15 protein-coding genes and 1 pseudogene are annotated in these 19,507 nt (G+C 62.8%); all 16 read right to left on the reverse strand.

Annotated elements, in window-relative coordinates; genetic code table 11:
- Positions 1-131: 131 nt before the first annotated feature.
- Positions 132-1,325, reverse strand: a complete 1,194-nt coding sequence (gene ftsZ / locus V8Z78_RS18965; protein WP_003068965.1) for a cell division protein FtsZ — start codon at positions 1,323-1,325, stop codon at positions 132-134.
- A 146-nt stretch (positions 1,326-1,471) separates the two neighbouring features.
- Entirely contained in the window at positions 1,472-2,701 is a 1,230-nt protein-coding gene (gene ftsA / locus V8Z78_RS18970) for a cell division protein FtsA (protein ID WP_003051293.1), read from the reverse strand.
- A gap of 72 nt (positions 2,702-2,773) precedes the next feature.
- A complete protein-coding gene (locus V8Z78_RS18975; RefSeq protein ID WP_003068968.1) occupies positions 2,774-3,583 on the reverse strand; it encodes a cell division protein FtsQ/DivIB in 810 nt (269 codons plus the stop codon).
- Positions 3,580-4,551, reverse strand: coding sequence for a D-alanine--D-alanine ligase (locus V8Z78_RS18980; protein WP_012839827.1), 972 nt, complete (start codon positions 4,549-4,551; stop codon positions 3,580-3,582). The genes V8Z78_RS18975 and V8Z78_RS18980 overlap by 4 nt, the downstream gene beginning before the upstream one ends.
- Positions 4,548-5,981, reverse strand: coding sequence for a UDP-N-acetylmuramate--L-alanine ligase (gene murC, locus V8Z78_RS18985; RefSeq protein WP_003068975.1), 1,434 nt, complete (start codon positions 5,979-5,981; stop codon positions 4,548-4,550). Before murC ends, V8Z78_RS18980 begins: the two co-directional genes overlap by 4 nt.
- Positions 5,978-7,063 carry an undecaprenyldiphospho-muramoylpentapeptide beta-N-acetylglucosaminyltransferase gene (murG, locus tag V8Z78_RS18990; RefSeq protein ID WP_003068977.1) on the reverse strand — a complete coding sequence of 362 codons (1,086 nt, stop codon included), beginning with the start codon at positions 7,061-7,063 and terminating at the stop codon, positions 5,978-5,980. The genes murC and murG overlap by 4 nt, the downstream gene beginning before the upstream one ends.
- On the reverse strand, positions 7,060-8,331 hold the full coding sequence (gene ftsW, locus V8Z78_RS18995; protein ID WP_012839829.1) for a putative lipid II flippase FtsW: 1,272 nt from the start codon (positions 8,329-8,331) through the stop codon (positions 7,060-7,062). The genes murG and ftsW overlap by 4 nt, the downstream gene beginning before the upstream one ends.
- A pseudogene (gene murD / locus V8Z78_RS19000) lies at positions 8,328-10,233 on the reverse strand (UDP-N-acetylmuramoyl-L-alanine--D-glutamate ligase). Before murD ends, ftsW begins: the two are co-directional and overlap by 4 nt.
- Positions 10,234-10,238: 5 nt before the next feature.
- Entirely contained in the window at positions 10,239-11,417 is a 1,179-nt protein-coding gene (mraY, locus tag V8Z78_RS19005; protein WP_003068985.1) for a phospho-N-acetylmuramoyl-pentapeptide-transferase, read from the reverse strand.
- A complete protein-coding gene (locus tag V8Z78_RS19010; protein ID WP_349731900.1) occupies positions 11,408-12,835 on the reverse strand; it encodes a UDP-N-acetylmuramoyl-tripeptide--D-alanyl-D-alanine ligase in 1,428 nt (475 codons plus the stop codon). The genes mraY and V8Z78_RS19010 overlap by 10 nt, the downstream gene beginning before the upstream one ends.
- On the reverse strand, positions 12,832-14,337 hold the full coding sequence (locus V8Z78_RS19015) for a UDP-N-acetylmuramoyl-L-alanyl-D-glutamate--2,6-diaminopimelate ligase (protein WP_349731901.1): 1,506 nt from the start codon (positions 14,335-14,337) through the stop codon (positions 12,832-12,834). The genes V8Z78_RS19010 and V8Z78_RS19015 overlap by 4 nt, the downstream gene beginning before the upstream one ends.
- Positions 14,334-16,082 carry a peptidoglycan D,D-transpeptidase FtsI family protein gene (locus tag V8Z78_RS19020; protein WP_003068995.1) on the reverse strand — a complete coding sequence of 583 codons (1,749 nt, stop codon included), beginning with the start codon at positions 16,080-16,082 and terminating at the stop codon, positions 14,334-14,336. Before V8Z78_RS19020 ends, V8Z78_RS19015 begins: the two co-directional genes overlap by 4 nt.
- Positions 16,079-16,360, reverse strand: coding sequence for a cell division protein FtsL (gene ftsL, locus V8Z78_RS19025; RefSeq protein WP_003068998.1), 282 nt, complete (start codon positions 16,358-16,360; stop codon positions 16,079-16,081). Before ftsL ends, V8Z78_RS19020 begins: the two co-directional genes overlap by 4 nt.
- A gap of 43 nt (positions 16,361-16,403) precedes the next feature.
- Entirely contained in the window at positions 16,404-17,333 is a 930-nt protein-coding gene (gene rsmH / locus V8Z78_RS19030) for a 16S rRNA (cytosine(1402)-N(4))-methyltransferase RsmH (protein WP_349731902.1), read from the reverse strand.
- Positions 17,334-17,342: 9 nt separating this feature from the next.
- Complete coding sequence (mraZ, locus tag V8Z78_RS19035) at positions 17,343-17,771, reverse strand: division/cell wall cluster transcriptional repressor MraZ (RefSeq protein WP_003051254.1); 429 nt, start codon at positions 17,769-17,771, stop codon at positions 17,343-17,345.
- Between the two features lie 354 nt (positions 17,772-18,125).
- Positions 18,126-19,445 (reverse strand): ATP-dependent protease ATPase subunit HslU, encoded by a 1,320-nt coding sequence (gene hslU, locus V8Z78_RS19040; protein WP_003051251.1) that lies wholly within the window; start codon positions 19,443-19,445, stop codon positions 18,126-18,128.
- Positions 19,446-19,507 lie beyond the last annotated feature (62 nt).

Below are 19,507 nucleotides of genomic sequence, written 5' to 3' on the forward strand. Positions count from 1 at the left end.
CGCTGGCGCACTCGGAGGCAGAGACACCGAGGAAGGGCCTGGGCGGCCCCGCCGCCCCGCACCGAGGGTGTCGTCCCCCTCCGGCGCAAAGCGCCAGAGAGGGGGAAGCGGCAAAGCCGCTCAGGGGGAGCTTAATCAGCCTGCTTGCGCAGAAACGCCGGGATCTCCACATCGTCCATGCCGCCAGACGCCAGCGCGCTCACGCGCTCCGAAGCCTGGGTACGGTTGGTGCGCCAGACGCTGGGCACATTGGTGTTGGCCGTGCCGTAGTCCATGCCGCCCAGGGGAGGCAGACCCACTGCCACGTTGTCGGTACCGGTACGCAGACCGCCCTGCACCACCTGGATGTTCTGGCGACGCACATTGGGACGCGACAGGCCGGTGGCCACCACGGTCACGCGGATTTCGTCGCCCAGCGAGTCATCGTAGGCAGCGCCGTAGATCACGTGAGCATCGGGAGACGCATAGGCATTGATGGTGGACATGGCCAGACGCGACTCGGACAGCTTGAGGCTCCCCTTGGCTGCAGTCACCAGCACCAGCACGCCCTTGGCGCCGGACAGATCAATGCCTTCCAGCAGCGGGCAGGCCACGGCCTGCTCGGCAGCGATACGGGCACGATCGGGACCGGCGGCCTTGGCCGTGCCCATCATGGCCTTGCCGGGCTCGCCCATCACGGTGCGCACGTCTTCGAAGTCGACGTTCACATGGCCGTACTCGTTGATGATTTCGGCAATGCCGCCCACGGCGTTCTTCAGAACGTCGTTGGCATGGGCAAAAGCCTCGTCCTGGGAGATATCGTCGCCCAGCACATCGAGCAGCTTTTCGTTGAGCACAACGATCAGCGAGTCCACATTCGCCTCCAGCTCGGCCAGGCCGGCGTCAGCGTTCTGCATGCGGCGGCCGCCTTCCCACTCGAAAGGCTTGGTCACCACACCCACCGTCAGAATGCCCATTTCCTTGGCCACTCGTGCGATCACAGGCGATGCACCGGTACCCGTACCACCACCCATGCCTGCCGTAATGAAGAGCATGTGCGCGCCTTCGATGGCAGCGCGAATATCTTCCACAGCAGCTTCCGCAGCGTCGCGGCCCTTGTCGGGCTTGCTGCCGGCACCCAGGCCGCTGCCACCCAGATGGATGGTGCGGTGAGCGCGGCTGCGCAACAGAGCTTGAGCATCGGTATTGGCCGTAATGAATTCGACGCCTTGAACGCTGCGTTCAATCATGTGGTCGACGGCGTTGCCGCCGCCGCCGCCGACGCCGATCACCTTGATCTGCGTGCCTTGGTTGAATTCTTCGGTTTCAATCATGTCGATAGGCATGGTGGTGCTCCTGTTCTCTAGTGGTGGTTTGTCGCTGCTGTGGAAAAGAAATTTCGAACTCTTGAGGTCTTCGCGGTCTTCGTCGTCGATACCGCGAAAAATCCATCTGTGGTGGTCCGGTGATGAACATGCGATAAGTGCTCATATCAGAAGTTCCCCACGATGAAGTCTTTGAACCGGCCGAAAGCGGTCTTCATGGAACCGCTCTTCTGGGCCACCTTGTAGCCACGCAGACGTGCCAGACGTGCTTCATCGAGCAGGCCCATCACCGTGGCGGCACGGGGCTGGGCGACCATGTCGGCCAGCGCACCGGAATATTTGGGAAGCCCGCGGCGCACGGGCTTGAGAAAGATGTCTTCGCCCAGCTCGATCATCCCGGGCATGACGGCGCTGCCGCCCGTGAGCACGATGCCCGAGGACAGCACTTCTTCGTAGCCCGATTCGCGGATGACCTGCTGCACCAGCGAGAAGATCTCTTCCACGCGGGGCTCGATCACGCCGGCCAAGGCCTGCTTGCTGATCATGCGCGGGCTGCGGTCGCCCAGGCCCGGCACTTCGACCTGGGCATCGGGATCGGCCAGCAACTGCTTGGCATAGCCACTCTCGACCTTGATGTCCTCGGCATCCTTGGTGGGGGTACGCAGGGCCATGGCGATGTCGCTGGTGATCAGGTCACCGGCAATCGGGATCACGGCCGTGTGGCGAATCGCACCGCCGGTGAAGATGGCCACATCGGTCGCTCCCGCGCCGATATCCACCACTGCCACGCCCAGCTCGCGCTCGTCATCGGTCAGCACGGCCTGGGCCGACGCCAGCGGGTTGAGCAGCAGCTGCTCGACTTCCAGGCCGCAGCGGCGCACGCATTTGATGATGTTCTCGGCCGCGCTCTGGGCGCCGGTCACGATATGGATCTTGGCCTCAAGGCGAATGCCGCTCATGCCGATGGGCTCACGCACCTCGTGGCCGTCGATGACGAACTCCTGCGCCTCGACCAGCAGCAGGCGCTGGTCGGACGAGATATTGATGGCCTTGGCGGTTTCCATCACGCGGGCCATATCGGTGGACGAGACTTCCTTGTCCTTGATGGCCACCATGCCGCTGGAATTCAGACCGCGGATATGGCTACCCGTAATGCCGGTGCACACTCGCTGGATCTTGCAATCCGCCATCAGTTCGGCCTCTTTGAGCGCCTGCTGGATGCTTTGCACGGTCGCATCGATATTCACGACCACGCCGCGCTTCAAGCCGTTGCTGGGGGCTACGCCCAGGCCCGCCAGCTTGAGCTCGCCATTGGACATGACCTCGGCCACCACCGCCATGACCTTGGCCGTGCCGATATCCAGCCCAACAATCACATCCTTGTATTCTCTTGCCATATCAGCTTCCGCCCCCGGTAGGTTCTGTCTTGTCTTTGTGTGCGCCTTGCATGTCTGTTCCCCTGCTCCCGCTTATCGTCTGGCCCTGGCAGCAGTTGCCGGCGCGGAGGTTCCAGTGGTCACGCCCTTGAGTCGCAAGGCATAGCCGTCTTCGTAACGCAGGTCTGCAGACTCCAGTGCCGCAGCCGAGCGCTTGTATTGAGAGGTGATCTGAGGCAGCGTGCGCACAAAGCGCTGCACGCGCTGCAAGATGTCTTCGGTCGTGCCGCCGCCCAGTTCCAGCAGCGCATCGTTGTCCAGCACCAGCGTCCAACTGCCACGCGCATCCAGAGTCAGGCTGTCCAGCGCCACATCGAGCGGCTTCAAGGCCGGCTCCAGCGCTCGATACATCTGCAGAACACGCGGTGCCGAGCCCTCGGGGCCTTGCAGACGCGGCAGACCTTCGCGGTCCAGTTCGCCCAGATTGGCTTCAAACACTTCGCCGGCCTTGTTGACCAGACCGGTACCGGTCTCAGCCCCCCAGAAGGCTTCGGCCACATGCTCCTTGAGCGCAACGCGCAAGCCGTTCGGATATTCACGGCGCACCTGCGCCTCCTGCACCCAGGGCACTTGCTCGAATGCATGCTGGGCCGCCTTCAGATCCACCGTGAAGAAGTTGCCTTTGAGCACTGGCGCCACATTGGCGCGCAGCGTCACGGCGTTGTTATGCACCAGCTCGCCTTCCACCACAATGCGACCGATATTGAAGGCCGGAGTTCGCATCAACCACCACCCCACGGCCATCACGCACGCCGTCAAGCAGCCCATGAACATCACCGTGGCAGTGATGTTCATGAGCTTGACGTCGAACGGGACGACGGCTGTGGGCTGGTTGCGGTTCATGGCTGCTCCGCTTCTCCATCCAGCGTGCTCATGGCCAGGATGCCAAGGCACAGGTTTTCGTAGCTCACGCCGGAAGCGCGCGCAGCCATGGGGACGAGTGAATGCCCCGTCATGCCTGGAGAGGTATTGATCTCCAGCAAGAAAGGCTTGCGGTCGCTGGCGCGAATCATGATGTCGGCACGCGCCCAGCCACGGCAGCCCAGCGTGCGGAAGGCTTTTTCCACAATGCGCTGGATCTCGGCCTCCTCGGCAGCCGGCAGGCCGCTAGGGCAGTGGTACTGCGTGGTATCTGTGAAGTACTTGTTCTGGTAGTCGTAGTTGCCTTCGGGCGCAACGATTCGGATCACCGGCAGCGCCCCGGCCTGGGCACCCGTGCCCAGCACGGGGCAGGTGGTCTCGTCACCGGCAATGAACTGCTCGCACAGCACTTCTGCATCGTACTGGGCCGCCAGCTCGTAGGCCTTGGCGCATTCGTCGGCATTCATCACCTTGGTCAGGCCGATGCTGGAGCCGTCGCGTGCGGGCTTGACGATCATGGGAGCGCCCAGGGCTTCCAGTGCGGCACGGGTTTCAGCGGCCGAGGCGACCATGCGCCAGTCCGGCGTGGGCAGGCCTTCAAAGCGCCAGATGCGCTTGGTCATGATCTTGTCCATGGCGATGCTGGAAGCCATCACGCCCGAACCCGTATAGGGAATATCCAGCAACTCCAGTGCACCCTGCACCGTGCCGTCCTCACCGTAGCGGCCATGCAGCGCGATGAAGCAGCGGTCAAAGCCTTGCACCTTGAGCTGCTCCAGCCCCTGTTCGGCAGGGTCGAACTTGTGGGCATCGACACCCTTGGACTGCAGTGCGGCCAACACACCAGCGCCGGACATCAGCGAGACCTCGCGCTCGGACGAGCGACCGCCCATGAGCACGGCGACCTTGCCCAGTGCCTTCACGTCGATATTTGTACCAAACATGCTCATTGCGCGCTCCCTGCGGGCGCAGCCAGCTCTTGTTTCTGAAGCATTTCAACCAATTTCCCAGGCACGGCGCCAATCGATCCGGCCCCCATGCACAGCAATACATCGCCCGCTTGCGCATTGGCAGCGATGGCTGCCGGCATATCGGCAATGTTTTCCACAAATACAGGCTCGACCTTGCCGGCCACACGCAAGGCGCGAGCCAGGGATCGACCGTCGGCAGCCACGATGGGTGCCTCGCCCGCGGCATAGACCTCGGCCAGCAGCACCGAGTCGGCGCTGCCGATGACCTTCACAAAGTCCTCGAAACAGTCGCGTGTGCGGCTGTAGCGGTGTGGCTGGAAGGCCAGCACCAGGCGCTGCCCCGGGAAGGCACCGCGTGCCGCAGCCAGCGTGGCTGCCATTTCCACGGGGTGATGACCGTAGTCGTCGATGACGGTGAACGTGCCGCCATTGGCAGCCGGCAGTTCGCCATAGCGCTGGAAACGCCGTCCCACGCCCTTGAAGCCTTCCAAGGCGCGCAGCAGCGCCTCGTCGGAAATTTCGAGCTCCATGGCTACCGCCACGGCAGACAGGGCGTTGAGCACGTTGTGCTCGCCGGGCAGGCTCAGCACAACCTCCAGATCGGGGTAGCTCTGGCCGTTCTGGCGGCGCACGGTAAAGCGCATGCGACCGGCTTCGGCACGCACGTTCACGGCGCGCACCTGGGCATCTTCGGCAAAGCCGTAGGTCGTGACCGGACGCGCCAGCTTGGGCAGGATCTCGCGCACGGCAGGGCTGTCGACGCAAAGAATGGCGCGCCCGTAAAACGGCATGCGATGCAGGAAATCGACAAAGGCCTGCTTGAGGCGGCCGAAGTCATGGCCGTAGGTTTCCATGTGATCGGCGTCGATATTGGTGACGACGGCCATCACAGGCAGCAGATTCAGGAAGGAGGCATCGGACTCGTCGGCCTCGACCACGATGTAGTCGCCCTGGCCCAGCTTGGCATTCGCACCGGCGCTGTTGAGCTTGCCGCCGATCACGAAGGTGGGGTCCAAACCGGCTTCAGCCAGCACACTGGTCACCAGGCTGGTGGTGGTGGTCTTGCCATGCGCGCCGGCAATGGCGATGCCCTGCTTGAAACGCATCAGCTCGGCGAGCATCAGCGCACGAGGAACCACAGGAATCTTTTTCTCGCGCGCAGCCAGGACCTCGGGGTTGTCGCCCTGCACGGCCGTGGATGTCACCACGGCATCGCTGCCGTCAACGTTCTCGGCCGCATGACCGACAAAGGTCTTGATGCCCAGGCCGGCCAGGCGGCGCAGCGTGGCACTGTCGGCCAGGTCGGAGCCTGAAATGGCGTAACCCAGGTTGTGCAGAACCTCTGCAATACCGCTCATGCCGGCGCCGCCAATACCGACAAAGTGAATGTGATGAATGGCGTGTTTCATGCTGCCAACTCCTCACAAGCGGCGACCACCTTCGCGGTGGCATCAGTCTTTTGCATTTTCTTCGCGAGTTCAGCGCGCTCCAACAGCGTCGCACGCTGCATATTTTGTAGCATTTCCGCCAACCCTTGGGCGCTCAAAGTACTTTGCGGCTGTAACCAACCGCCACCAGCATCCACGAGGAAGCGGGCATTGCTGGTCTGGTGGTCATCCACCGCAGCAGGGAAGGGCACATAGACCGCTGCCGCCCCTACAGCGGCGATCTCGGTCACGGTGCTGGCACCGGCACGGCAGACGACGAGATCGGCATCCGCAAAAGCCTTGGCCGTGTCATCGATGAAGGGAGTCAGCTCAGCCTGTACGCCTGCAGCCTGATAGTTGGCACGCAACGCATCGATCTGGGCCGTACCGCTCTGGTGCAACACCACGGGGCGCTGATCGGCAGGCATCAGGGCCAGAGCCTGGGGCACGATCTCATTGAGCGCCCTGGCTCCCAGACTGCCGCCCACCACCAGCAGCTTGAGCGGGCCGCTGCGACCGGCAAAGCGCTGGGCGGGCTCGGCCTGCTCCAGAAACGCTTGACGCAGCGGATTGCCCACCCATTCGCCCTTGGCAAATACCTTGGGGAAAGCCGTGAACACTCGCTTGGCAACCTTGGCCACGACCTTGTTGGCCATGCCGGCCACGGAGTTCTGTTCGTGCAGCACCACGGGCACGCCCGAAGCCGCAGCCATCAGGCCACCGGGCACGGTGAGGTACCCGCCCAGGCCGATGACCACATCGGGCTGCACGCGCTTCATCACGGCACGCGCCTGCGAGAAGGCCTTCGCCAGCCTGAAGGGCAGTTGCACCAGGGTCTTGAGCCCCTTGCCGCGCACGCCGCCAAATTCGATCAGCTCCAGTGCAAAGCCCTGGGGCGGCACGATGCGCGACTCCATGGAGCCGGGCGCTCCCAGCCAGTGCACATTCCAGCCGCGCGCACGCAACTCCTGTGCCACGGCCAGACCGGGGAAGATATGACCTCCGGTACCACCAGCCATCACCAGTGCCGTGCGTGGCTTGTTTGGCTTGATGAGCAGGCTCATGCGTGGCCCCCCTTCATCAGCAGCTTGTTTTCGTAATCGACTCTGAGCACCACAGCTATCGCAATCAAATTCATCAAAATGGCCGAACCGCCAAAACTCATTAACGGCAGAGTCAGGCCTTTGGTTGGCAGGGCGCCCAAATTCACACCCATGTTGATAAAGGCCTGGAAGCCCATCCAGATCGCCACGCCCTCGGCCACCAGCCCGGCAAAGACACGGTCCAGCGCGATGGCCTGACGGCCGATCAGCATGATGCGGCGGGTCAGCCAGAAGAAGACGGCAGCAATCAGCAGCAGGCCGACCAGACCAAATTCTTCGCCGATCACAGCCAGCAGGAAGTCGGTATGCGCTTCGGGCAGCCAGTGCAGCTTTTCCACGCTGCGGCCCAGGCCCACGCCAAAGATCTCGCCCCGCCCGATGGCAATCAGCGCATGCGAGAGCTGGTAGCCCTTGCCCAGCGCATGCTTCTCATCCCAGGGATCGAGGTAGGCAAAAATACGTTCGCGGCGCCACTCCGAGGTGGCGATGATCATGCCGAAGGCCAGCACCACCAGCAGCGCGATGATGAAGAACATGCGCGCATTCACGCCGCCCAGGAACAGAATGCCCATGGAGATCACGACGATCACCATGAAGGCCCCCATGTCTGGCTCGGCCAGCAGCAGCACGCCCACCACGACCACAGCCAAGCCCATGGGCAGCACGGCGCGGAAGAAGCGCTCCTTGACCTCCATCTTGCGCACCATGTAATCGGCCGCGTAGATCAGGATGGAGAACTTGGCCAGCTCGGAAGGCTGGAAGTTCATGATGCCCAGCGACAGCCAGCGCCGCGCGCCGTTGACCACCGTGCCCACATGCGGGATCAGCACCGCCACCAGCAATACGATGGAGATCAGAAACAGCTTGCGCGCCACCTTCTCCCAGACATTCATGGGCACCTGGAAGGCCAGCAGCGCGGCCACAAAGGCCATGCCTATCGACATGGTGTGGCGCAGCAGAAAGTGATAGGGCTCGATCTTGCCGAAGCGCGGGTTGTCCGGCATCGCAATCGATGCCGAATACACCATGACCAGACTCCAGGACAGCAAGGCGATGACGACCCAGATCAATGCCTGATCCAGCCCCAGTACGCTTGCCGGAGTACGGGTGGGACGGTCGTACAGCGGCCCGCCTACGCGCACAGGCAGCACGTCGATGGGCCTTTCCTCTGCGCTGCGGAACCACGAGCGCATGCGGCCGGAGAGGCTGGTCAGGAAGGCGGCTGTCATGCGCCGTCCTCCAGTTGCTGGCCGGCTTCAAGCGCCAGCTCACGCACCGCTTCCACAAACTGGTGGGCGCGGTCCGCATAGTCCTTGAACATGTCCATGCTCGCGCAGGCCGGCGAGAGCAGCACCGCATCATTGGCATGGGCCAGACGCGCGGCCTGCTGCACGGCATCCTGCATGGTTGCAGCATCGACCAGAGTCACGCCGGTGTCGCCAAGCGCCTCGCGAATCAACGGCGCATCCTGGCCGATCAGCACGGCCGCGCGCACATAGCGCGAGACGGGAGCGGCCAGCGGCGTGAAGTCCTGGCCCTTGCCCAGACCGCCCAGAATCACCACGATGCGGTGATCCGGCCCCAGGCCCATGAGGGCCGCCACGGTGGCGCCCACATTCGTGCCCTTGCTGTCGTCAAAGTATTCGACATCGCCCACCCGGCCCACGGGCTGCACACGGTGCGGCTCGCCCCGGTATTCACGCAGGCCGTAGAGCAGCGGTGCCAGCGTGCATCCCGCACCGGTCGCCAGCGACAGGGCCGACAGTGCATTGATGGCGTTGTGGCGGCCGCGGATGCGCAGCGCATCGGCGGGCATCAGGCGCACGATGTGCAGATCGTCGGCGTTCTTGCCCTTGCTGGTTTCGTCGGCCTCATGGGCGCGCACCAGCCAGGTCATGCCGTTGACCACCTCCAGACCGAAGTCTCCGGGGCGGCGCGGCATGTCGCCGCCAAAGCTGACATGGGCACGCTGGAAAGTCTTGCCGCGCTTGCCGGGCACCGCCACGGGCGCTGGCAGCATGGCCATGACGACGGGGTCTTCGCGATTGAGGACCATCAGAGCCTGCTCGCCAAAGACATGGGCCTTGGCATCGGCATAGGCCTGCATGCCACCATGCCAGTCCAGATGGTCCTGGGTGATATTGAGCACCGTGGCCGCCGTGGGCTCGAATCCGCGGCAGTCGTCGAGCTGAAAGCTGGACAGCTCCAGCACCCAGGCCTGAGGCAGAGTCTCGGCATCGATGCGAGCGGACAGGGTGTCGAGCAGCGAAGGACCGATATTGCCGGCCACGCCCACGCTCAATCCGCCATGCTCCAGCAACTGACCGGTCAGCGAGGTGACCGTGGTCTTGCCGTTGGTGCCGGTGATGCCCAGCACCTTGGGCGCATAGCCATGGGCCTCGCGCAGGCCCTTGAGCGCAAAGGCAAACAGATCCAGTTCGCCGCCCGTGGGCAGGCCGATGCTGCGCGCGGCATCGAAGACCGAGGCAACGCTGGCCGGGCTCAGGCCCGGCGAACGGTAGACGGAACTCAGGCTCTGGCCATCGACCAGAGCAGCCGTGAATGCGCCGGCAACAAAGCGCACGCCGGGCAGTTCGGCCTGCAGCGCAGGCAGATAGGGGGGGGGCTTCGCGCGTGTCGGCCACCGTGACCTCGGCACCGGCACGCACGCACCAGCGTGCCATGGCGATACCCGAGATGCCCAGACCCAGAATCAACACGCGCTGGCCCTGCAGGTGCTGGGCCGCGCCTTGCGGCCAGTGCACGGGGACAGGTGGCAGCTCCACCACTGCTTCCAGCTCGGCTTCGGGCTGCGACTCGACCTCGGTCACTTCGGCATCGGCCGCATCGGAGATGCTGGGGTCGGCAAAAATCTGTGCCACGAAGGCGGCCGCATCCCTGGCTGCCGTCAAGGTGGAGATATCGGGCACCGGCTCGGCGTCCAGCGTCTTGGCGATGATGGCAGGCGCTTGCATTTCAGGAGCTTCTGGCGCTTGCTCCTGAATCATTTCAGACATATTTCCATCTGAAATGCTTTGCATATCAGCGATAGGTGCTTGCGTTTGCATAGCATCCACAACCGCATCCGGCTGCAGAACCTGATCATCGAGCTTGAGGTCTTCGTCTTGCATGGCGACTACCTCAGCTTCAGGGTGGACAGGCCCAGCAGGCACAGCAGCATGGTGATGATCCAGAAGCGGATCACGACCTGGGTCTCCTTCCAGCCACTCTTCTCGAAGTGATGGTGCAGCGGTGCCATCTTCAGCAGACGGCGGCCCTCGCCATAGCGCTTCTTGGTGTACTTGAAGTAAGTCACCTGCAGCATCACCGAGATGGCTTCCGCCACAAAGATGCCGCCCATCACGGCCAGCACGATTTCCTGGCGCACGATCACGGCAATCGTTCCCAGAGCAGCGCCCAGCGCCAGCGCGCCCACGTCGCCCATGAAGACCTGGGCGGGATGTGCGTTGAACCAGAGAAAGGCCAGACCAGCACCCGCCATGGCGCCGCAGAACACCATCAGCTCGCCCGTACCGGGGATGCTGGGGAACAGCAGGTAGCGCGCATAGGTGGCGTTGCCGGTCACATAGGCGAAGATGCCCAGGGCCGTGCCGACCATGATGACGGGCATGATGGCCAGGCCATCGAGGCCGTCGGTCAGGTTCACGGCATTGCTGGCGCCCACGATGACCAGATAGGTCATGACGATGAAGCCCAGCACGCCCAGCGGATAGCTGACTTCCTTGAAGAAGGGCACCATCAGGCCGGCCTTGGGCGGAAGGTCCATGGAAAAGCCCGACTGTACCCAGGAGACGAACAGCGCGAAGACCTCGGCATTGCTGTTCTCGGAGATGCAGAACACCAGATACAGGGCGGCCAGCAGACCGATGACGGACTGCCAGAAATACTTCTCGCCCGAGCGCATGCCCTCGGGGTCCTTGTTGACGACCTTGCGCCAGTCGTCCACCCAGCCAATCGCGCCAAAGCCCAGCGTGACCAGCAGCACGATCCAGACAAAGCGGTTGGACAGGTCAAACCACAGCAAGGTGGATACGGCAATCGAGAACAGAATCAGCACCCCGCCCATGGTCGGCGTGCCGCTCTTGACCAGATGGGTCTCCATGGCATAGCCGCGCACGGGCTGGCCGATCTTGAGCGCGGTCAGCATGCGGATGGCCTTGGGACCTATCCACAGGCCGATCAGCAAGGCGGTGACGGCGGCCAGCACGGCGCGCAGCGTCAGGTACTGGAAGACGCGCAGAAAGCCGAACTCCGGCGAGATACCCTGCAGCCATTGAGCCAGCATCAGCAGCATGCGGCCTCCTCGCAGTTGCCCTGCTTCTTGTCTGCGCAGGCCTCAATGCTCTGCACCACTTGCTCCATCTTCATGAACCGCGAACCCTTGACCAACACGCTACCTACCTTGGGTAAAACTGCGCACACCGCCTGCTCAAGGGCGGACATGCTATCAAAATGCCTAGCTCCGCTGCCAAAGGCAGAGGCCGCAAACGCGCTCTGGTCACCCAGAGCAAAGAAATGGGCAATACCTGCCTGCTGCGCCAGCGCGCCGGCCTCGGCATGGAACTGCGGGCCGTCATCGCCCACCTCCCCCATGTCGCCCAGCACCAGCAATTGCGGTGCGGGCAGCTCGGCCAGCACCGCAATGGCGGCGGCGACCGAGTCGGGGTTGGCGTTATAGGTGTCATCGACCACCGTGACGCCCTGACCCTTGATCTGCACGGCCAGCGCGCGCGAGCGGCCCGTCACAGGCTCGAAGCCGGAGAGTCCCTGTGCAATGGCAGGCAAAGGCACACCGGCAGCCTGGGCGCAGGCAGCCGCGGCCAGTGCGTTGCGCACGTTGTGGCGGCCGGCAATATGCAGCTGCACGGCTGCCACGCCTTGCGGGGTGTTCAGTGCAAAGCTCCAGGCTCCATTGGCCCAGACCACATCGCTGGCAAAAACCTGAGCCCCATCAGCAGCCTCGCCAAACATCAGGCTGGGGCGGCCAGCGCTCAGTTCGGTCCACAGCGGCGTGTACTCATCTCCGGCGGGGAAGATGGCCACTCCATCCTTGGGCAGAAAGCGCAGCACCGATCCGTTTTCACGCGCCACCGCCTCCACCGTGCCCATGAACTCCTGGTGTTCACGTTGTGCGTTGTTGACCAGGGCCACCGTGGGCTGGCCGATGGCAGCCAGCTCGGCAATCTCGCCGGGGTGGTTCATGCCCATCTCCAGCACCGCAATGCGATGCGCGTCCGTCATGTGCAGCAGATTCAGCGGCATGCCTATGGAGTTGTTGAAATTGCCGCGCGTGGCCAGTGCTGCCTCGCCCTGCCCGCCCACATGCGCACGCAGAATGGACGCGATCATTTGCGTGACCGTGGTCTTGCCATTGCTGCCGGTCACGGCAATCAAGGGCAGATCGAACTGCACGCGCCATGCTCGTGCCAACGCGCCCAGTGCCAGCAGCGTATCCGGCACTTCGATGCCGGCCATGCCTGCAGCCTCCAGCCCATGGCTGGCAATGGCCGCCACAGCACCGGCGGCCTGCGCCTGAGGCAGAAAATCATGGGCGTCAAAACGCTCGCCCTTCAGGGCCACGAACAAGTCCCCGTTCTGCAACGTGCGCGTATCGGTGTGCACGCGTGTCAGCTCCAGCTGGCCGTTGCCGACCAGACGGGCTTGGGGGATATGCGTCTGGATCAGCTCCAGCGCTTTTGCCAGGGTCATCATGACCGAATCTTTCCTTCGCGGGCTGCGAGCGCCTTCTGCGCCTCAGCCATGTCGGAGAACGGATGGCGCACGCCCTTCGTCTCCTGATAGTCCTCATGTCCCTTGCCGGCAATCAGCACCACGTCGCGCGCATCGGCACGGGCAATGGCTTGGGCAATGGCCGCCGCGCGGTCGGCCTGAACATGCAATGCCTGGCCCGCCTGCATGCCGGCCAGGATCTGGTCGATGATGCTTTCGGGCACTTCACTGCGCGGGTTGTCGCTGGTGACGAAAACGCAGTCGGCATGCGCCTGGGCTGCCTGCCCCATCAGCGGACGCTTGCTGTTGTCCCGGTCGCCGCCGCAGCCGAACACGCACCACAGCTTGCCCTGGCGCTGCCGCGCGGCGGGCTGCAGCGCGCGCAAGGCTTTTTCCAGCGCATCGGGCGTATGGGCATAGTCCACGGCCACCAGAGGCTGACCGGGCTTGACGATCTGCTGCATGCGACCGGGCACGGGCTCCAGATCGGCGCAGGCCTGTACGGCCTGCTCCAGCGTCAGGCCCAGGCAGCGCAGGGTGGCCAGCACCCCGAGCAGATTGGAGACGTTGTACTGACCGACCAGACGCGTATTCATGCGCAGGCTGTGACCGGCTTCCAGCACGGTAAAGCTCAGACCCTCGTCGCCCAGACCGATGTCCTTGGCCTGCAGGCGAGCCGGTCCCTGGATGGAGACGCTCCACACATCCATGGCGCGGCCTTGCAGCCTGGCCCAGAGCCTGGCGCCATGCGCATCGTCGATATTGACCACGGCGGCCGGCAGGCCGGGCCAGTCGAACAGCTGGGCCTTGGCCTGCCAGTAGGCATCCATGCTGCCGTGGTAGTCCAGGTGGTCCTGCGTGAAATTGGTGAACAACGCCACGCGAATCTTGCTGCCGTCCAGACGGTGCTCGACGATGCCGATGGACGATGCCTCGATGGCACAGGCGGCAAGACCCTGGTCGGCGTAACTGCGGAACGCGCGCTGCAGCAACACCGGGTCCGGCGTGGTCATGCCTGTCGACTCCAGTGCAGGCGGCACGCCCACACCCAGGGTGCCCACCAGCGCACAGCCGGTGCGTGTGTTCAGCGTCACTTTCGAGAGCGCATGCGCCAGCCACCAGGCTGTGGTGGTCTTGCCGTTGGTGCCGGTCACGGCCAGCACGTCGAGCTCGCCACTGGGATGTGCAAACCATTGGTCGGCAATCAGTCCCGTCGCGGCCTTCAGGCCCTTGAGAGCTGCAATGCTGTCGCCGCTCAGATCGAAGGCCTGCAGACCGTCGGCCTCCACCAGCACGGCGGCGGCGCCCTGCTCCAGAGCCTTGCCCACATAGGCTCGGCCATCAGTGGCAGCACCGGGCCAGGCGACAAAGGCATCGCCGGCCTTGACCTTGCGGCTATCGGTCTGCAGGTCACCCTGCACGCGGCTGCGCAGCCAGGCAACGGCCTCGGCTGCATTGTTCAGGATTTGAATGGGGGTGCTCATAGCACAGGCTCCTCAGCGGGTGCAGCCACGATCTGAGGCTTGACTTCCTTGTCGGGCTGAACGCCCATGAAACGCAATGTCTGCTGGACCACGTCCGCAAACACCGGGCCGGCCACCGTGCCGCCGTAGTAGGAACCTGCTGTCGGCTCGTCCACCATCACGGCCACGATGATGCGCGGCTTGTCGATGGGAGCAATGCCCGTGAACCAGGCCCGGTACTTGCCAGCGGCATAGCTCTTGCCCACCTGCTTGCGGGCAGTGCCCGACTTGCCGCCGATGGTGTAGCCCTCGGCCTGGGCCTTCTGGCCGGTACCGCCTGGGCCTGCAGCAAGACGCAGCATGTGCAGCACCGCCTCGGCGTTTTCCTTGGAGATCACACGCACGCCCACAGGAGGCTCGTTCGTTTTCAGAATCGTCGAGGGAATGACATTGCCGTCGTTGGAGAACACGGTGTAGGAACGTGCCATCTGGAACAGCGAGGCCGACAGGCCATAGCCATAGGACATGGTGGCCTGCTCGATAGGCTTCCAGGTCTTCCAGGCACGCAGACGACCCGAGACCGCGCCCGGGAATTGAATCTGCGGCTTCTGGCCGAAGCCCAGCGCACTGAAGTACTCCCACATTTCCTGGGGTGAGAGCTTTTGCGCCACCTTGGTCGCGCCCACGTTGCTGGACTTCTGGATCACGCCCTCCACCGTCAGCGCGCCGTAGTTGTGCGTATCGGTGATGGTGGAGCCCGTCACCGTGTAGCGGCCGGGCGCGGTATCGATGATCGTGCTCGGCTTGACACGCTTGAGCTCCAGGGCTGCGGCCACCGTGATGGGTTTCATGGTCGAACCCGGCTCGAAGGTATCGGTCAGCGCGCGGTTGCGCAGCTGCTCGCCCGTCAGATTCTTGCGATGCCCCGGGTCGTAGCTCGGATAGTTCGCCAGGGCCAGCAGCTCGCCGGTGTGCGCATCCATGACCACCACGCTGCCTGCCTTGGCCTTGAAGGTCTCGACCTGCTGCTTGAGTTTCTGGTAGGCGTAGTACTGGACCTTGCTGTCGATGGACAACTGAATATCTTGCCCATCCTGCGGCGGCACTTCATCGCCCACGCCCTCCACCACGCGGCCCAGACGATCCTTGATCACACGACGCGAGCCAGCCTTGCCGGCTAGTTCCTTGTCGAACGCCAGCTCCATGCCTTCCTGACCATGGTCTTCCACATTGGTGAAGCCCACGATATGCGCCGCAGACTCCCCTTCGGGATACTGGCGCTTGTATTCCTTGCGGTTGTAGATGCCCTTGATATTGAGCGCCACGATCTTCTGGCCCACATCCCAGTCCAGCTGACGCTTTACCCAGACAAAGGTCTTGTCCTCGACATCCAGCTTCTCCATCAGGGAGCGCAGCGGCATGTCCATGAGGCGCGCCACTTCCTTGAGCTTTTGCTGGACCTCAGGGTCCTTCAGATCCACGTCCTCGGGAATGGCCCAGATACTGGCCGCCGGCACGCTGGACGCAAGAATCAGGCCATTGCGATCCAGCAAACGGCCACGATTGGCCGGCAGCTCCAGAGTACGCGCAAAGCGCACCAGACCCTGACGCTTGAAGAAGTCATTGCCGAAGACCTGTACATAGGCTGCACGCGCACCCAGGCCCACAAAACCCAGCGCCAGCGCAGCCACGATGAACTTGCTGCGCCACAGCGGCGTTTTCGAAGCCAGCAAAGGGCTGGTGGTATAGAGCACGCTGCGTGTCATTGCGCAGTTCCTGCAGCCGTTTCATGCACGTACTGCGTAATGGCCTGAGAAGCCTGCTTCATCTGCAGCTTTTCGCGCGCCAAGGTCTCGATGCGCTGAGGCGCGGCCTGGGCACGCTTTTCCACCTGCAGGCGCAGTTGATCCGTCGCCAGCCGACGTGCCTCTGCCTCGGCGCGGTCCAGCTCGGTGAACAGGCGACGCGACTCATACTGGGTATGCACCAGAAAGATGGCGCTGGTCATGACCGCCAGCAGCAGCAGCAGGTTTATGCGCAGCATGGCAGCCCTCCCGCAGCCATGCTCGGAGCGGCATGGCGATGCATCATGCAGGCACCTCGGTGCGCTCGGCGACGCGCATCACGGCGGAACGCGAACGGGGATTGGCATCCACCTCGGCAGCACTGGGCTTGATGCGCTCCAGCGCCTTCAGACGCATGGGCGTGGGAGGCGCAAACGGTGCACGGCGGTCGTAGACCTCCTTGGAATGCTTGACAATGAACTGCTTGACGATGCGATCTTCCAGCGAATGGAAGCTGATCACGGCCAGACGGCCGCCGGGAGCCAGCACGCGCAGACTGGCTTCTAGCGCTTGCTCAAGCTCCTGAAGTTCGGCATTGATGAAAATCCGAAGAGCCTGGAAGGTCCGTGTTGCCGGGTTTTGCCCAGCCTCGCGGGTCTTGACCGCGCCAGCCACGAGTTGGGCCAGCTCGGCAGTGGTGCGTAATGGGCCCTGGCTTTCGCGCCGAGCAACAATCGCCTTTGCAATGGGGCCAGCAAACCGTTCTTCGCCGTAGTCACGTATCACCTCCGCAATCTGCTGCACTTCCGCATCTTCGAGCCACTCGGCCACGCTCTGACCACGCGTGGTGTCCATGCGCATGTCGAGGGGGCCGTCAAAGCGGAAGCTGAAGCCCCGGTCCGGGTTGTCGATCTGGGGCGAGCTCACCCCCAGGTCCATCAACACACCCTGCACACTGCCTTCGGGCAGTTCGCCAAGATGGCGAAATCCTTCATGCCGAATCGAAAAACGCGCATCGGTGATGCGCGCCGCCTCAGCAATTGCGTCCGGGTCTTTGTCGAACGCGATCAAGCGCCCGTCCGGCCCCAGCCTTTGCAAAATAAGCCGGGAATGACCACCTCGACCGAACGTCGCATCGACCCACTGGCCGGCAGGCGGCTTGGCGGCACCACCCAGCAGGGCGTCCACGGCCTCGTCCAGCAAGACGGTGATATGTTGCAACGGCTGATTCACAAGCACTTCCTACAAAACAAAATCCTGGAAAGCCGCCGGCATCGGTTGCTGGCGCGCTTCCGCTTCGCGCATTTCATAAGTGGCCTTGTCCCAGACCTCGAAATGCGCCCCCATGCCCAGCATCAAGACCTCTTTGGTCAGACCTGTGGCCTCACGCAACTCGGGCGAAATCAGCAGCCGACCGGTTGCATCCATCTCCGCATCCATGGCATTGCCCAGAAAAATCCGTTTCCACCACTGAGCCGTGATCGGCAGTTGCGCGACGCGTTCGCGAAACTGCAGCCACTCGGGGCGCGGAAACAGCAACAGACAGCCATCGGGATGCTTGGTGAAAGTGACCTGCCCCTCCGCCAAGGACAAAAGGGCGTCACGATGCCGGGTCGGCACTGAGAGCCGACCCTTTCCATCGAGATTCAGCGAAGACGCCCCTTGAAACACGGCAAGTTACTCCGGTCATCTGGAGCCGCTCGTTCCCCAAAAATGGGCACGAGGGCAGCTTTCACCACTTAATTGCACTTTTTTGCACTGTATCAGCAATTTAAGGTGAATCCAAACCCGAAGGAACAATTATTTGCAATGAAATCAAGCACTTAGAGAGAAAAAGAAAAGCCTTATTCTGAAAATACCTTTCCTTTACAAGCACTTAGCAAAGTCAATGCAAGTGGACTCTCATTAGGAGACGTCAATTGCAACCATTCAATTCAATGGAAAGAACTGATTTAAGTCTCGACCTTCTCCTACAAAAGCAAACTGCCCGCACAGGCGGGCAGCTCGCTTCAAGCGCTCGGTTCTTCAAAGAATGAAGCGCGACAGATCCTCATCCTTGCTCAGCACCTGCAGGCGCTGATCCACATAGGCTGCATCGATCACCACGGTCTGCCCCGAAAGCTTGGCCGCATCGAAGCTGACTTCGTCAAGCAGACGCTCCATCACTGTGGACAGACGCCGTGCACCGATGTTTTCGGTACTCTCGTTGACGTCAAAAGCAATCGTTGCCAGACGCGTGATGCCCTCGGGCTTGAACTCCAGAGTCACGCCTTCGGTCGCCAGCAGCGCCTGATATTGCTTGACCAGGGAGGCGTGAGTCTGCATCAGAATCGCCTCGAAGTCCTGTACCGACAGAGATTCCAGTTCCACGCGAATGGGAAAGCGCCCCTGCAGCTCGGGAATCAGATCGCTGGGCTTGGACAGGTGGAAAGCACCCGAAGCAATGAACAGAATGTGGTCTGTCTTGACCACACCGTACTTGGTCGAGACGCTGGTACCTTCGACCAAGGGCAGCAGGTCGCGCTGCACACCCTGACGCGATACATCGGAGCCACTGGTTTCCTGGCGCGTCGCCACCTTGTCGATTTCGTCGATGAAGACAATGCCGTTTTGCTCGGCATTGGCAATGGCGCGGGTCTTGACGTCTTCCTCATTGACCATCTTTGCTGCTTCCTCATCGGTCAGCAGCTTCAGGGCCTCGGCGATCTTGAGCTTGCGCGTCTTGCGCTTTTCCTGGCCCATATGGCTGAACATGCCGCGCAACTGCTCGGCCATCTCTTCCATGCCCTGGGGGCCCATGATCTGCACCTGAGGCATCTGCTCGGCGATGTCGATCTCGATTTCCTTGTCGTCAAGCTGACCTTCGCGCAACTTCTTGCGGAAAACCTGACGCGCCGTGTTGTCCGCGGGTACTTCGCCGGTACGGGCCTGCGGGATCAGCACATCGAGAATGCGCTCCTCGGCAGCATCTTCGGCGCGCGCACGCATCTTCTTCATGTCCGACTCGCGCGTCTGCTTGACGGCAACTTCGGCCAGATCGCGGATGATGGCGTCCACATCCTTGCCCACATAGCCCACTTCGGTGAACTTGGTCGCCTCGACCTTGATGAAGGGAGCATCGGCGAGTTTTGCCAGGCGGCGTGCAATCTCCGTCTTGCCCACGCCCGTGGGGCCGATCATCAGAATGTTCTTGGGCGTGATTTCCTGACGCAGGCCCTCGGGCACTTGCTGACGGCGCCAGCGATTGCGCAAGGCAATCGACACCGCGCGCTTGGCACCATGCTGGCCGACGATGTGCTTGTCCAGCTCGGAGACGATCTCCTGGGGAGTCATGGCAGAAGACATGTGAATTCTCAGTCAAATATGCCTCCGGCGCCCATCCATAAAGCGCCGGCAGCTATCAATTC

The organism is Comamonas sp. wu1-DMT, assembly GCF_040187805.1.
Lineage (GTDB): Bacteria > Pseudomonadota > Gammaproteobacteria > Burkholderiales > Burkholderiaceae_C > Comamonas > Comamonas thiooxydans.

Excerpts from the sequence above, each read along its gene's own strand:
- ftsZ (WP_003068965.1), bottom strand. The coding sequence starts at position 1,325 with ATGCCTATCGACATGATTGAAACCGAAGAATTCAACCAAGGCACGCAG.
- ftsA (WP_003051293.1), bottom strand. The coding sequence starts at position 2,701 with ATGGCAAGAGAATACAAGGATGTGATTGTTGGGCTGGATATCGGCACG.
- V8Z78_RS18975 (WP_003068968.1), bottom strand. The coding sequence starts at position 3,583 with ATGAACCGCAACCAGCCCACAGCCGTCGTCCCGTTCGACGTCAAGCTC.
- V8Z78_RS18980 (WP_012839827.1), bottom strand. The coding sequence starts at position 4,551 with ATGAGCATGTTTGGTACAAATATCGACGTGAAGGCACTGGGCAAGGTC.
- murC (WP_003068975.1), bottom strand. The coding sequence starts at position 5,981 with ATGAAACACGCCATTCATCACATTCACTTTGTCGGTATTGGCGGCGCC.
- murG (WP_003068977.1), bottom strand. The coding sequence starts at position 7,063 with ATGAGCCTGCTCATCAAGCCAAACAAGCCACGCACGGCACTGGTGATG.
- ftsW (WP_012839829.1), bottom strand. The coding sequence starts at position 8,331 with ATGACAGCCGCCTTCCTGACCAGCCTCTCCGGCCGCATGCGCTCGTGG.
- mraY (WP_003068985.1), bottom strand. The coding sequence starts at position 11,417 with ATGCTGCTGATGCTGGCTCAATGGCTGCAGGGTATCTCGCCGGAGTTC.
- V8Z78_RS19010 (WP_349731900.1), bottom strand. The coding sequence starts at position 12,835 with ATGATGACCCTGGCAAAAGCGCTGGAGCTGATCCAGACGCATATCCCC.
- V8Z78_RS19015 (WP_349731901.1), bottom strand. The coding sequence starts at position 14,337 with ATGAGCACCCCCATTCAAATCCTGAACAATGCAGCCGAGGCCGTTGCC.
- V8Z78_RS19020 (WP_003068995.1), bottom strand. The coding sequence starts at position 16,082 with ATGACACGCAGCGTGCTCTATACCACCAGCCCTTTGCTGGCTTCGAAA.
- ftsL (WP_003068998.1), bottom strand. The coding sequence starts at position 16,360 with ATGCTGCGCATAAACCTGCTGCTGCTGCTGGCGGTCATGACCAGCGCC.
- hslU (WP_003051251.1), bottom strand. The coding sequence starts at position 19,445 with ATGTCTTCTGCCATGACTCCCCAGGAGATCGTCTCCGAGCTGGACAAG.